This window comes from Sphingobium yanoikuyae, assembly GCF_013001025.1.
Lineage (GTDB): Bacteria > Pseudomonadota > Alphaproteobacteria > Sphingomonadales > Sphingomonadaceae > Sphingobium > Sphingobium yanoikuyae_A.
Genome location: NZ_CP053021.1, coordinates 461,965 through 476,203, shown reverse-complemented (window position 1 = coordinate 476,203; position 14,239 = coordinate 461,965). Strand labels below are relative to the sequence as shown.

12 protein-coding genes are annotated in these 14,239 nt (G+C 65.4%); 6 read left to right on the top strand and 6 right to left on the bottom strand.

Features of this window, described 5'->3' with window-relative positions; all coding sequences use genetic code 11:
• Positions 1–199: 199 nt before the first annotated feature.
• Together HH800_RS02620 and nadB are read left to right on the top strand one after the other, a co-directional pair.
• Positions 200–1,129 (top strand): ABC transporter ATP-binding protein, encoded by a 930-nt coding sequence (locus HH800_RS02620; RefSeq protein ID WP_004208122.1) that lies wholly within the window; start codon positions 200–202, stop codon positions 1,127–1,129.
• A gap of 101 nt (positions 1,130–1,230) precedes the next feature.
• Positions 1,231–2,850, top strand: a complete 1,620-nt coding sequence (gene nadB, locus HH800_RS02615; protein WP_097384279.1) for an L-aspartate oxidase — start codon at positions 1,231–1,233, stop codon at positions 2,848–2,850.
• 115 nt (positions 2,851–2,965) lie between these two features.
• Here the strand turns inward: nadB and HH800_RS02610 are convergent, their stop codons facing one another.
• On the bottom strand, positions 2,966–3,808 hold the full coding sequence (locus tag HH800_RS02610; protein WP_169860107.1) for an alpha/beta fold hydrolase: 843 nt from the start codon (positions 3,806–3,808) through the stop codon (positions 2,966–2,968).
• 155 nt (positions 3,809–3,963) lie between these two features.
• Between HH800_RS02610 and HH800_RS02605 the strand changes: the two genes are divergently transcribed.
• Positions 3,964–5,112, top strand: coding sequence for a serine hydrolase (locus HH800_RS02605; RefSeq protein WP_169860106.1), 1,149 nt, complete (start codon positions 3,964–3,966; stop codon positions 5,110–5,112).
• A gap of 103 nt (positions 5,113–5,215) precedes the next feature.
• On the opposite strand, the gene HH800_RS02600 is transcribed toward HH800_RS02605, so the two are convergent.
• Positions 5,216–6,019, bottom strand: a complete 804-nt coding sequence (locus tag HH800_RS02600) for a transporter (RefSeq protein WP_169863196.1) — start codon at positions 6,017–6,019, stop codon at positions 5,216–5,218.
• A gap of 105 nt (positions 6,020–6,124) precedes the next feature.
• On the opposite strand from HH800_RS02600, the gene HH800_RS02595 reads away from it, so the two are divergent.
• Both HH800_RS02595 and polA read left to right on the top strand, forming a co-directional pair.
• Positions 6,125–7,216 (top strand): FUSC family protein, encoded by a 1,092-nt coding sequence (locus HH800_RS02595; protein ID WP_169860105.1) that lies wholly within the window; start codon positions 6,125–6,127, stop codon positions 7,214–7,216.
• Positions 7,217–7,263: 47 nt separating this feature from the next.
• Positions 7,264–10,062, top strand: coding sequence for a DNA polymerase I (gene polA, locus HH800_RS02590; RefSeq protein WP_169860104.1), 2,799 nt, complete (start codon positions 7,264–7,266; stop codon positions 10,060–10,062).
• 116 nt (positions 10,063–10,178) lie between these two features.
• Here polA and HH800_RS02585 read toward each other — a convergent pair whose 3' ends face one another.
• The 4 genes from HH800_RS02585 to HH800_RS02570 all read right to left on the bottom strand — a co-directional run bounded on the left by HH800_RS02585 (position 10,179) and on the right by HH800_RS02570 (position 12,618).
• The gene (locus tag HH800_RS02585; protein ID WP_169860103.1) at positions 10,179–10,472 is read right to left on the bottom strand and encodes a GIY-YIG nuclease family protein; all 294 of its coding nucleotides are present in this window, start codon (positions 10,470–10,472) and stop codon (positions 10,179–10,181) included.
• A gap of 156 nt (positions 10,473–10,628) precedes the next feature.
• Positions 10,629–10,910, bottom strand: a complete 282-nt coding sequence (locus HH800_RS02580; RefSeq protein WP_169860102.1) for a zf-TFIIB domain-containing protein — start codon at positions 10,908–10,910, stop codon at positions 10,629–10,631.
• 2 nt (positions 10,911–10,912) lie between these two features.
• Positions 10,913–11,605, bottom strand: coding sequence for a Bax inhibitor-1/YccA family protein (locus tag HH800_RS02575; RefSeq protein WP_037517646.1), 693 nt, complete (start codon positions 11,603–11,605; stop codon positions 10,913–10,915).
• Positions 11,606–11,856: 251 nt separating this feature from the next.
• Complete coding sequence (locus HH800_RS02570) at positions 11,857–12,618, bottom strand: MerR family transcriptional regulator (RefSeq protein ID WP_169860101.1); 762 nt, start codon at positions 12,616–12,618, stop codon at positions 11,857–11,859.
• A gap of 97 nt (positions 12,619–12,715) precedes the next feature.
• Between HH800_RS02570 and cysS the strand changes: the two genes are divergently transcribed.
• Positions 12,716–14,218, top strand: a complete 1,503-nt coding sequence (gene cysS / locus HH800_RS02565; RefSeq protein WP_419248220.1) for a cysteine--tRNA ligase — start codon at positions 12,716–12,718, stop codon at positions 14,216–14,218.
• The last annotated feature ends 21 nt before the right edge of the window (positions 14,219–14,239 follow it).

Genomic DNA, 14,239 nt, shown 5'->3' with positions numbered 1-14,239 from the left:
GTCCCTGTCGCCTGGCTGTCGCGTCACTGTCGCGTCAGGGTCGCCTCGCTATGACCCCATTGTCGCTTCCGTGTCGCGTTACAGGCGCGTTTCCGCCGAAATCGCCCGGAAATCGCGACGCAGAACGGTGTGAACTTTCAACTGTCGCGTCGTTTCAGCCCCTTCCCTTCCCCCGCTTCGATCCCCATAGAGATCAGCCATGACCGACCAGCCTGCGCAAGCCGCCATCGAGATCCGCGACCTGACCAAGGTCTATAAGGGCGGCAAGCGCGCGCTCGACGGGATCAACCTCACCATCCCGCGTGGCCAGATCTATGGCCTGCTCGGCCCCAATGGCGCGGGCAAGTCGACGACGATCAACATCCTCGCCGGCCTCGTCAACAAGACCAGCGGCTCGGCCAGCATCTGGGGCTTCGACATCGACGCCAATCCGCGCAATGCCAAGAACAGCATCGGCATCGTGCCGCAGGAGATCGTCTTCGATCCCTTCTTCACGCCGTTCGAGACGCTGGAGAACCAGGCCGGCTATTATGGCGTGCCCAAGGACAGGCGCCGCTCGATGGAGCTGCTGCGCGCGGTCCATCTGGAGGACAAGGCCAATGCCTATGCCCGCACGCTCTCCGGGGGCATGAAGCGCCGGCTGCTGGTGGCCAAGGCGATGGTCCATTCGCCGCCGATCCTGGTGCTGGACGAACCCACCGCCGGCGTCGACGTGCAGCTGCGCCAGCAGCTCTGGGCCTATGTGAAGGAACTCAATGCCATGGGGGTGACGATCGTCCTCACCACCCATTATCTCGAAGAGGCCGAGGAGCTGTGCGACCGCATCGGCATCATCAACCATGGTCGGGTCATCACCGACAAGCCGACCCGCGAACTGATCGCGATGGCGCAGGAAAAGGTGGTGCAGGTGACGGTCGACCGCGACATCACCGCCCCGCCCAGCGACCCCAGCTTCGAGAAGGTCGAGCTGACCGACGAACGCACCCTCACCATCACCTATATGAAGAACCGCGCCAATGCGGGCCAGGTGCTGAGCGCAGTGCAGGCCGGCGGCCTCGCCATCGTCGACGTGGTAACCCGCGACCCCGACCTGGAGGATGTCTTCCTCAACCTGACGGCGGCTGCCTGAAGAAACCCCGTTCGGTTCGAGCCTGTCGAGAACCAGTGCGCAGGGTTCTCGACAAGCTCGAACCGAACGGGATAGGGCAAAAGCCCGGAGAGTGAATATATATGCCCACCATCACCCATGACGTCGTCATCATCGGTTCCGGCGCGGCCGGGCTGACAGCCGCCATCAACCTCGCGCAGGACCGCAAGGTGGTGGTGCTGGCCAAGGGCGCGCTGGATGGCGGATCGACCAACTGGGCGCAGGGCGGCATCGCCGCGGTACTCGACGCGGGTGACAGTTTTGCGGCCCATGTCCATGACACGATGGTCGCGGGCGCCGGCCTCAACGATCAGGACACGGTCGAGTTTGTCGTCTCCGAAGCCCCCGCCGCGATCGAGCGGCTGGCGGCACTGGGCGTGCCCTTCAATCCCAACGAAGAAGGGGATGGCGACGAGTTCGGCGAACGCTGGCACCTGACCCGCGAGGGCGGCCACAGCCATCGCCGCATCGTCCATGTCGACGACGCCACCGGCCACGCCGTGCAGGTCGCATTACTCAAGGCCGCGCGCGCCAATCCCAACATCACCCTGATGGAGGATATGGTCGCGGTCGATCTCATCACCTCGCGCCATGGCGAGCGCTATTCGGGCGATGGCCATGTCTGGGGCGTCTATGCCTTCAACAAGCAGACCGGCCATGTCGACGCGATCCTCGGCCGCGCGACCATCCTGTGCACCGGCGGCGCGGGCCGCACCTATCTCTTCTCCACCGCGCCGCGTGGCGCGACCGGTGACGGCATCGCCATGGCCTGGCGCGCGGGCTGCCGCGTGTCGAACATGGAGATGAACCAGTTCCACCCCACCTGCCTCTATAATCTGGAGGTCAAGAATTTCCTGATTACAGAAGCCGTGCGCGGCGAAGGCGGGCATCTGAAACTCCCGCCCGGCGTGCCGGGCGGCGGCGAGCGTTTCATGCCGCGTTTCGACGCCCGCGCCGAACTGGCGCCGCGCGACGTGGTCGCCCGCGCCATCGACCATGAGATCAAGCGGCTTGGCCTCGACTATGTCCATCTCGACATCAGCCACAAGCCGCCCGAATTCGTGAAGCAGCATTTCCCGACCATCTATGCCCGGCTGCTGGACCTCGACATCGACATCACCAAGGAGCCGATCCCGGTCGTCCCGGCGCAGCATTATACCTGCGGCGGCGTCATCATCGACCTGGACGGCCGCACCGACCTGCCCGGCCTCTATGCCGCGGGCGAAGTGACCGAAAGCGGCCTGCACGGCGCCAATCGCCTCGCCTCCAACTCGCTGCTCGAATGTTTCGTCTTCGGCGAGGCGGCGGCCAAGCATATCCGCGCCCATTGGAACGAACTGCCCGCCCCGCCGCCAATCCGGCCATGGGACGAAAGCCGCGTCACCAATGGCGACGAAGAGGTCATCGTCCAGCACAACTGGAAGGAAATCCGCCGCTTCATGTGGGACTATGTCGGCATCGTCCGCACCACCAAGCGGCTGGAGCGCGCCCAGCATCGCATCGACCTACTGTCGAAGGAAGTCGATGAATATTACGGCAATTTCCGGGTTACGCCGGACCTGATCGAACTGCGCAACCTGCTCGAAGTCGCCCGGCTGGTAGTCCGCTCGGCGCTCCATCGCAAGGAAAGCCGGGGCCTGCACTACACGCTCGACTATCCCGAGACGCTGGCGCAAGCCGTCGACACGGTGCTGGCGCCCTGACCAAAAAAGAGGCGCGGCCGGGCAGCCGCGCCTTTGAAGGGAGGAGGAGCAAACGCCAGGGGCGTCGTCTCGCCGACCAAATTAGCGCCGATCCAGGCCCGCGCTTTGATCGAGGTCAAACGCCCTTGAGGAAATTGCCGAGCGCCGCATTGAACCGGGTCGGCTGGTCGGCCATCACGACATGGCCGCTCGGCCCGATCGGCATCAGCTTCGCGTCCTTCTTGGCCGCATAGGCGGCCCGGAAGCGCCGGGTGATCTCGACCGACTGGGCCTGGTCCGCGCCGACGGCATAGACCACCGACATCGGCACCCCGATCCGGCCGAGTTGCGGGCCAAGATCGGTATTGGCCAGGTCACGCAGCGCGGTGGCGATCACCTCCGGATTGCTGCCCTCCGCCCCCGGCGCCTGCGCGACGATCTGGGCGAGATAGCGGCGCCCGGCCGCCGTGCCGGTGAAATATTGGCTGAGCTGGTCCGCCAGATAGCCCATGCCATTGGCGGTGCCGCCGACCATCGCGGCCCCGGCGGGCAGCATGTCGACCACCATCACCCGGCTGGCGAGGCCCTTGAGGCCCTGCATCATCGCCAGCGTGCCGCCCATACTGTGCCCGACCACCGCCGGTCGCCGCAATCCGGCGGCGGCGATGTAGCGGGCGATCTCGTCCGCCACCGGCTGCACCACCGGCCCGCTGCCATTGGCGTCGGCAGCAAGGCCCGCAAAGCCGCGAACATGAACCAGATGCCAGCGATAGCCCGGCATCTGCCCCGTCACGCCGTTCCAGATGCCCGGACCGCTGGCAAGGCCGGGGATCAGCAGCACGTCCCGGCCGCTGCCGCGCACCGTCACCATGATCCGGCGCGAGGCAAAATCCGCCGCCAGTGCCGGCATCGCCCATCCCGCCGCCAGCGCTCCCGCGCCGCAGAGCAGGCCGCGTCGATCCATCAGTCCATCCGTCATCCGCTCCCTATTGCCGCCCCGCCGCTGAACCGCAACTGAGCGCCGTTCCGCCGTTCAGACTCCTTACATCGCAATTGTGGAATCATTCGTCGCATCGTCCTTGCCTACAATGCGGGTCGCCGCGCCTTGTAACGGCTTGAAGTGCGGGGTTAGTGATGAGCTCGAATGATAGCAGGCGCGTCTCGTCGCGCCTTGTGCTTGCGGTGGTTGCCTTGTCCGCCTGCGTCGGCGCGCCACCCCAGCCGGGTGCCCAGGCCAGCAGCGCGCTACCGAATAATCCGCCGCGCCAGAGGGTGCAGCCCACGACCAACACATGGCCGATCAAGCAGGTCGCCAATCCCCCCGCCCCGTTCAAGGATATCGACCAGCGCGAGCAGCCCTCGCCCGCTCTCGTCAGCGTGATCCAGAATCTAGGCCAGAGCTTCCGTGGCAAGGTCGGCATCGCGGTGCGCCGGGTCGGGGCGGACTGGACCGTCGCCTATAATGGCAATGTCCTGTTTCCGCAGCAGAGCGTGTCGAAGCTGTGGGTGTCGATGACCTTCCTCGATGCGGTCGATCGCGGCAAGATTCGTCTCGCCGATTCGACCACCATCACGAAGAAGGATCTGACCCTGTTCCACCAGCCGAGCGCGGCGATGGTGGGATCGGGCGGCTGGACCACCACCTATTCCGACCTGATGCGCCGCGCGATGACGCAGAGCGACAATACCGCCAACGACACGCTTCTGCGCGCGGTCGGCGGGCCGGACGCGGTGCGCGGCTATCTGGCGCGCCGCCACATCGCCAATATCCGCTTTGGTCCGGGCGAACGGCTGTTGCAATCGACCACCGCCGGCCTCGACTGGCGGCAGGATTATTCGATCGGCCGCAATTTCTACGCCGCCCGCGCCGCGCTGCCCATGTCAGTGCGGCAGAAGGCGCTCGACAATTATCTCGCCAGCCCGCCCGATGGCGCGGCGCCGGCGTCGATCGTGCAGGCGCTGGCCAAGCTCAAGGAAGGCGACATGCTGTCCTCGGCCTCGGCACGCGTGCTGATGAACTTCATGGAGGAAGCCAAGACCGGGCCGCAACGGATCAAGGGCGGCGTCCCCCATAGCTGGACCTATATGCACAAGACCGGCACCGGGCAGGATCTGCCGCCGCGATCGACGGGCTACAATGATGTCGGCATCATGACCGCGCCCGACGGCACCAGCTATGCGGTTGCGGTGATGATCGGCAGCACCACCGTGTCGATCCCCGAACGCTGGCAGCTAATGCAGGCCGTGTCGCGCGCCGTGGTCGCCAATCATGAGAAGCGCTAGAGCATTCTGAAGTCGGCTGGCACAGCCGACGACTCGCAGAATGCGGCAATCGAAAAAATTAGAGCATCCTCCGATTCACCCTAATCGGAGGATGCTCTAAGGATCAGAAGCGCCTGACGACGCCGACATAGAGTTCGGTGTCGGGGCTATCATGGTTGAGGCCGAGATTGGCGCCGGCATCGAACTGCATGTCGTCGCCCGCCTGCCAGCCCAGCGACAGCCCGGCCAGCGCCTGGGTGGCATGGCCATCGGGATCATCGTCGCGCATCAGCGACGCCTCGATCGATCCGGACAGGCTGTCGCTGATGTCGAAGCCCAGCCCGGCGACGCTGCCATAGGCCAGATGCCGGCCGTCACCGTCCTCATCGACCGCCGCATCCACTTCAGGCGTTGCCAGCAGGCTGAAACCCTGGCCCAGATCATAGCTGATCGGCACCAGCATCCCGGCGCCCCAGTCACCATCGCCGATCGCGTCGCCGCCGGTCGGCAGGCTGGCATAGGGCATGACCGCGATCGAGAAGCCCGAACCATCGGGGTTGCGCAGATTCTGCCGCAGCGCGACGCGCATGTCGCCGATCCCGCTATCCTTCTCGACCGCGCCGGTCACCCGATCGCGCGTGCGCACATGGCCAAAGGCGGTCCAGCCCAGTTGCGCTTCCAGGCTGTCGGTCAGGCCGATGCGCAGCAGTGCGTCGCCGACGTTCACAGTGTCGGTGCGACTTTCCACATCCTGTTCGCGGGTCCAGTCGCCCAGCCCCAGTTCGACCTGCACCTTGCCCGGCGCCATGGTGCAGGGCGGCGTGTCGAGCCCCGGCCGGTCGGCGCAAAATTCCCGCTCGTCCTGCGCCCAAGCCGCGCCCCCCTGCGCCGCCATCGCCAGCAGCATCGCTGCGCCCCATGCCCGCATCATACGCCCTCCCCTTCCCAATCTGTTTCCAGCGCAACGAAACGGATAGGAAGCAGCAAATATCCCGCACTGGCCTTTACTGTCCCGCTGCGGCACTAAGTTCCTATGCCGCGCCCCTTTTCCTCGCTGCTCGACCGCGTGACGCCGCGCACCATCGATGAACTGGAATGTGCGCTGTCGGTGCTGGGCGCGATCCTGCTCGCCCATCTGCTCGGCGCCACCCATGTCTCCTGGGCCGCCTTTGCCGGCTATATGGTGATGCGTGGCCATGCCGCCGAAACATTGGCGCGCGGCGTACTGCGGATTATCGGCACGGTCGCGGGCGGCCTGATCGCGCTGGGCAGCGCGCCCTTCATCGTCGGCTATTGGCCCGCCGCCGCTGCTGCGCTGGCGCTGATGGGGACGATCAGCCTCTATGCCGCGATCACCTCGCGCCGTTCCTATGCCTGGCTCTTCTTCGGCCTGACCTATGCCATGGTGGTGCTCGACAAGATCGAGCATCCCGCGATCGCCCTGCCCGAATTCGTCCAGACCCGCGTGCTCGAAACGCTCGCCGGTATCGCCGCCAGCCTGATCGTCAGCCTCGCCTCCACCCTGACTCTGCGCCGCCGCTGGCCGGCCAAGCGCACGCCCGCCGCTACCGGTGCGGGCTGGCATGGGGATTCACTGCGCCACGCGCTGCAGGCCGGCGTGGCGCTGGCGCTGCTGGTGGCGCTCAATGCCTGGATCCCGGTGCCCGCGCTGGCGCAGGGCGCGATCATGATCATGGCAGTGATGCTGCTGCCGGTCACCGGCATCGGGTCGAGCGGCCTCGCCCCGGTCAGCCAGCGCATCCTGCAGCGCATGATCGGCTGCATCGGCGGCGCATTGTTCGCGGCCTTCTTCCTGGTCGCCGGCGCCGACAATATGGCGCTGCTGCTCGGCGCCACGGCGATCGGCGTGATGCTGGGCCGGCATCTGGAAAATGGCGATCCGACCCATCGTTATGTTGGCACCCAGTTCACCCTGGCGGTGCTGGTGATGCTGGTGCCCGACCGCTATGACCAGCTGGTGCTGGAACCGGGCGTCGAGCGGCTGATGGCGATCTTCATCGGCATGGCCGTGCTGATGCCGGTGCTGCTGGTCGGCCATCTGCTGAGCGGCCGGCGCGCCGACGAAGCGACCGCCCCGTCCAGCGGCGAGAGTGGCGGCGTATAAGCGGCAGGCACTGGAGCGGCGCCCGATATGCCGCTATCCCCTGCCCCATGTCTCAGCAGAATCATCTCTATCTGGTCGACGGCAGCGGCTATATCTTCCGCGCCTATCACCAGCTTCCGCCGCTCACCAACCAGCATGGCCAGCCGGTCGGCGCGGTCTATGGCTATACCACCATGCTGTGGAAGCTGGCCGAGGAGCTGGGCAAGGCGGAAGGCCCGACCCATCTGGCCGTCGTGCTGGACAAGGGCAGCCACACCTTCCGCAACGACATGTATGATCAGTATAAGGCGAACCGGCCGCCCGCGCCCGAGGATCTGGTCCCCCAGTTCCCGATGATCCGCGACGCCACCCGCGCCTTCTCGCTCCCCTGCATCGAGGAAGCCGGGTTCGAGGCGGACGACATCATCGCCAGCTACACCCAGGCCGCCGTGCGCGCCGGCTGGCATGTCACCATCGTCAGTTCCGACAAGGATCTGATGCAGTTGATCCAGCCCGGCGTCGACATGTACGACACGATGAAGAATGAGCGACGCGGCGCCGACTATGTCATGGGCAAGTTCGGCGTGCTGCCCGAGCAACTGGGCGACGTGCTGGCGCTGATGGGCGACAGCGTCGACAATGTGCCGGGCGTGCCGGGCATCGGCCCCAAGACCGCGGCCAAGCTGATCACCGAATATGGCACGCTGGAAGCGGCGCTGGACGCGGCCCCTGCGATGAAGAAGTCGAAGATGCAGGAAAATCTCATCGCCCATGCCGACATGGCGCGCCTGTCGCGCCGGCTGGTCGCGCTGCATGACAGCATGGACCTGCCCGAGCCGCTGGACGACCTGACCTTGAAGGGCATTCCCAAGGAGCCGTTGCAGGCCTTCCTGTCGCATCATGGCTTCAAGACCCTGCTCAACCGCCTGGGCGCGCCGGCCGCTACGGTTGCGGTCGCCAGCGCGGCCGCTGCGACCGGCAGCGCCGACGCGCCACCGCCGCCCCCGGTAATCGAGGTCGAGCATCCGCCGATCGACTGCGCCCTCTATGAAACCGTCACCACGGTCGAGGCGCTGCAGGTCTGGATCGACGAAGCCCGCGCGCTCGGCGTGGTCGCGGTCGATACCGAGACCGATGCGCTCGACAGCATGGAATCAGGCCTGGTCGGCATCAGCCTGTCCACTGGCCCCGGCCGCGCCTGCTACATCCCGCTCGCCCATCGCTCCGCGGACGACATGTTCGGCGAAGTGCCGCAGCAGATCGCGCTCGATGACGCCATCCGGCTCCTAAAGCCCCTGCTCGCCGACGATGCGGTGCTCAAGGTCGGCCATAATATCAAATATGACCTCAACGTCCTCGCCCGCGTCGGGCTGGAGGTGACGCCGATCGACGATTCGATGGTGATGAGCTTCAACCTCGACGCCGGCAAGTCGCTGGGCGGCCATGGCATGGACGAGGCGGCAAGCGTCCACCTCAACCACACCTGCATCAGCTTCAAGGAAGTGACCGGCACCGGCAAGAAGGCGATCAGCTTCGCCCATGTGCCGCTCGACAAGGCCACCGCCTATGCCGCCGAGGATGCCGAGGTCACCTGGCGTCTGTGGCACAAGCTTTCGGGCCGCCTGCCAGCCGAGGGCGCGACGCGGGTCTACCAGCTGGTCGACCGGCCGCTGATCCCGGTGGTGGCCGGCATGGAGCGGCAGGGTATCAAGGTCGACCGCGAAGCCCTGTCCCGTCTCTCGGGCAGCTTCTCCCAGTCCATTGCCGGCCTTGAAGCCGAAATCCACGAACTCGCCGGCCATCCCTTCACCATCGGATCGCCGCAGCAGTTGGGCGTCGTGCTGTTCGATGAAATGGGCCTCAAAGGCGGCAAGAAGGGCAAGAGCGGCACCTACTCCACCGACGTCACCGTGCTGGAGAAGCTCAAGGCCGAAGGCTCGGCCATTTGCGGGCTGGTGCTGGAATGGCGCCAGCTCTCCAAGCTCAAATCCACCTATACCGACGCGCTGCAGCAGCAGATCAATCGCGACACCGGCCGGGTCCATACCAGTTACTCGCTGACCGGCGCCCAGACCGGCCGCCTGTCCTCGACCGACCCCAACCTGCAGAATATCCCGATCCGCACCGAGATCGGCCGGCAGATCCGCCACGCCTTCGTCGCCGAACCCGGCAATGTCATCCTGGCGGCGGACTATAGCCAGATCGAGCTGCGCCTGGCCGCGCACATGGCCGATGTCCCCGCGCTCAAGGATGCGTTCGAGCAGGGCGAGGATATTCATAACCGCACGGCCATGGAATTGTTCGGCGAGATCAATCGCGACACGCGCGGCCGCGCCAAGACGATCAATTTCGCGATCCTCTATGGCATTTCGCGCTGGGGCCTGGCCGGCCGGCTGGAAATCAGCGCCGACGAGGCGCAGGACATGATCAGCCGCTATTATGAGCGCTTCCCCGGCATCAGCGTCTATATCAACGAGACGCTGGAAAAGGCGCGCGCCAACGGCTTCACCGAAACCCTGTTCGGCCGCAAGACCTGGTTCCCGCGCATCAAGGCACCGGTCCAGCACGAACGGCAGGGCGCCGAACGCGCCGCGATCAACGCGCCGATCCAGGGCACCAGCGCCGACATCATCAAGCGGGCGATGGCCCGCATGGGCCCGGCGCTCGAGGCCGCCGGCCTGCCGCGCGTGCGCATGCTGCTGCAGGTGCATGACGAACTGGTGTTCGAACTGCCTGAAGCCGATGTCGAAGCCGCCAGCAAGGTGATCCGCCAGGTCATGGAAAGCGCCGCCGAACCGATGGTCAGCCTGTCCGTACCGCTGGGCGTGGAAATCGGCACCGGCCCAAGCTGGGGCGCGGCGCATTAAGGAGCGGTCGGGAAATGATAGGATGCCAGCATCTGCTGACATGACCGGACTGTGGTCATCCACTCCCCGTCATGCCAGCGAAGGCTGGCATCTCACTTTTCTTTCTGCTCGCTGGTTCAATCCATGTGCAGCGTGTCGAACAGGTCTGCCCATTTCGGATTGATGCTCTCGACCAGCCGAACTTTCCATTCGCGCTTCCACGCCTTCATCGCCTTTTCTCGTGCGATGGCATCGATGATCGTTGCATGCCGCTCGGCATAGACCAGTCGATCCAGACCATAGCGGCGACAGAAATCCGAGCCGGTGCCATCGCGGTGCTGCATGGTTCGATGCGGCAGGCTGGACGTCACGCCGATATACAGCACGCCATAAGCACGGTTCGTCATGATATAGACCCAGCCGCCCGTCATGACGGTAATGCTGCGCCAAAAGGCAGTGGGATGCCAGCCTTCGCTGGCATGACGAAGGTAGAAAACGGCGCCTAATTTCCGTCATCCCAGCGAAGGCTGGGATCTCTCTTTCTTTGCCCAACGAAAAAGGCCGGCCCCATCGGGACCGGCCTTCTCTCAATCGAACAGCTCTTCCAGAAAGCTCTTCTTGCGTTTCTTGGGATAGCCCTGCCCGTCGTCGCGATATTCGCGGTCCGGGCGGTAGCTCATCTGCGGCGCGGCGGGCGCCGGGGCCGGCTGAACCGAGCGCTCGATGATCTTGTCGAGTTCGCCCCGGTCCAGCCAGACACCGCGACATTGCGGGCAATAGTCGATCTCCACCCCCTGCCGGTCGCTCATGTGGAGCCCCACATGGCAGACCGGGCAGAGCATGGCCGACACGGTGGCCTGGTCCCGCATGCTTATTCGCGCTCGCCGGTCAGGCTCAGCAGCATCTGGAACAGGTTGACGAAGTTCAGGTAGAGCGACAGCGCGCCCATCACCTGCATCTTCTGCGCCACCTCATGGCCGGCATAATAGAAATATTCCGACTTGATGCGCTGCACGTCCCAGGCGGTGAGGCCGGTGAAGACCACCACGCCGATGATCGAGATCACCATTGCCATGGCCGACGAGCCGATGAAGATGTTGATCAGGCTGGCGACGACGATGCCGATCAGGCCCATCATCAGGAAGCTGCCCATCTTGGTCAGGTCACGCTGGGTGGTATAGCCCCAGAGCGCCATGGCGAGGAACATCACCGCCGCCGAGAAGAAGGCCTGGGCGATGCTGCCGCCGGTGAAGACCAGGAAGACGCTGCCCAGCGACACGCCCATCACCGCCGCGAAGGCGTAGAAGGCGGTGCGCGCGCCAGCGGTCGTCATCTTGTCGATGCGGAAGCTGAAGAAGAAGACAAAGGCCAGCGGCGCGAAGATCGCGACCCACTTCAGCGGCGTGCCGAAGATGGCGGCAGCCAGCACCGGGGTATTGCCGACCAGGGCGGCGACCAGGCCGGTGATGACCAGGCCGATGCCCATATTGCGGAAAACGCCGAGCATGTGCGCGCGCAGGCCAGCATCGGTCTGCGCCGTCTGGCTGGCACCATAGCCCGGCATGCGTACGGGATTGTTCACGGCTTCACTCACTCCATCATAAATGTGGTTCGAGTGAGCCCGGTGCGGTCTCCTGCGGCAAAAAGAGGGGGGAATTGCCACAAAACCTGCACCGGGCGCACCCGATGCGGTCCGACATCGCGACCTGGATCAAGGGGGAAGAGATCCATGTCGCCAGAGGGGCCCGGTCCGCACAGCCAATATCGGGTCGCCCGGACGATCGCGCAAGGCGCCACCGCCCAAGCAACAATTTATTACATTTGCCGCGCCGCGCCGACGCTGCGGATGAAATCCCACACTTCCGAGGCGAAGGGCGGCTGCCGCTCGTCTTTCCACTCGTCGACATGATCGTACATGCGCGTCACCCCCTCCATCATCGCCGGTGTGGCGATGGCGGTGAAGGGCGCGAGCAGCGCCTGCCATTCGTCATAAAAGGCCCCTGCCGCCGCGCTCGCCGGGTCGAGCGGCAGTGCCGCCTCGATCCGGGCGGTGAGGTCCGCCCATTGCGCGCTATAGGCCGCCTGATCGAAATCGGCCGGCATCCTGGGCATCGTCTCGGCAAAATCGGCCTCGGCCTGGGCGCTGATATAGCGGCCACTGACCGCCTTCCATTCTTCTTGCATGGTCATGCTTTCTCCACTGCGGATCAGCGAGCAAAGGGTCGCGGCATCGAGCGGCTCGCCACGGTCGATGCGGGACAAGGCGATTTCCAGATGGCTGCGCGCCTGCGCCAGTTCCTGCGCCTGCGCGTCGATCGCCGCGACCTGCGCGCGCAGCAGCGCGCCAAGGTCGATCGGCCGGCCGTCGAACAAAGTCTTGATCTGGGCAAGGCTCAGCCCCGCCCGCTTGAGCGCCAGCAATTCGTGCAGCCGCGCCAACTCGGCCGGGCCGAACAGACGCCGCCCCGATGCGGTGCGCAACGGTGCAACCAGCCCGCGCGCCTCATAGAAACGCAGCGCCCGGCTGGTGAGGCCGGTGGCGCGGGCGACGGCGGCAATATCCAATATATCGGTCATGCCCCCTGCTACCGCTTGACCCAAGGTCAAGTTCAAGCGCTTTTTTGCGGTGCCCGCCCCGTTGACGATCGCGCCGTCTCGCGACATGGCTGGCGCCATGAGCCAAGACCAGCATAGCGACGCGCCCCTGCGCCTGTTCAACAGCCTGACCCGGTCGATCGAGCCGTTCGCGCCGATCGAGCCCAACCATGCGCGCGTCTATAGCTGCGGCCCGACCGTCTATAATTATGCCCATATCGGCAATCTGCGCGCCTATGTGTTCGTCGACACGCTGCGCCGGACCCTGCTGTGGAAGGGGCTGGACGTCACCCAGATCATCAACATCACCGATGTCGGCCATCTGACCTCGGATGCCGATGCCGGCGACGACAAGATGGAGGCCGCCGCCCGCGCCAGCGCGAAAAGCATCTGGGACATCGCGGCCCATTATACCGAAGCCTTCAAGGCCAATATCGCCGACCTCAACATCATGGCGCCCAGCGAATGGACGGTCGCGACCGACTATGTGCCACAGATGATTGAATTTGCCCAGAAGATCGCCGACGCCCATTGCTACGAACTGGAGAGCGGCCTCTATTTCGACAGCTCAACCGTGCCCAATTATGGTGCGCTGGCCGGCGGTCGCGACGATGCCGCCCATGCCCGTATCGACCCGGTGGCGGGCAAGCGCAATCCCAGCGACTTCGCCATCTGGCGCAAGTCGCCGCCGGGCGAGCAGCGCCAGATGGAATGGGACAGCCCCTGGGGCAAGGGCGCGCCGGGCTGGCACCTGGAATGCTCGGTCATGAGCCAGGCCCGCCTCGGCCAGCCATTCGACATTCATACCGGCGGCATCGACCATCGCGAGATCCATCATCCCAACGAGATCGCTCAGAATCAGGCCTATTGCGGCTGCACCGATGCCCAGCCCGATTTCACCGGCGCGCGCTGGTGGATGCACAATAATTTCCTGGTCGACCGGCAGGGGAAGATGTCGAAGTCCAAGGGCGGCTTCACCACCCTGTTCAGCCTGGTCGATGCCGGCGTGCATCCGATCGCCTATCGCCTGCTCTGCCTGGGTGCCCATTATCGCAGCGAACTGGAGTTCAGCGCCGACAATCTGGCCGCCGCGCTGACCCGCCTCAAGCGACTGGTCATGGGCGTCGAGGGGCTGAAAAGCCGGGCCGAGGGCATCACCTGGCAGTCGGTGACGCTCGATTATCTGCGCGCCAATCTCCACCCCAAGCTGGTGCCGCTGCTGGAGCAGTTCGACGCCGCGATCGCCGATGACCTGATGACGCCGCGCGCGCTGCCCCTGCTGGAGGAAGCGATCAGCATGAAAAAGGTGCCGGTGGACGAGAAGCTGTGCCTGATCGCCGCGTTCGACCAGGCGCTGGGCCTGCGCCTGCTGGACCTGACCCGCGCCGAGTTGCGGGTGCAGCCCAAGGATGCGCAGATCACGCCCGAGGAGATCGAGGCCGAACTGGAACGCCGCACCGCCGCCCGCGCCGAAAAGGATTTCGCCCTGTCGGACGAGATACGCGACGCGCTGATCGCGCGCGGGGTCGAGGTGATGGACGGCGATCCGCTGCGCTGGGACTGGCGCCTGACGCTGGCCTGATGGCTTGACGCCGTCCTGGGT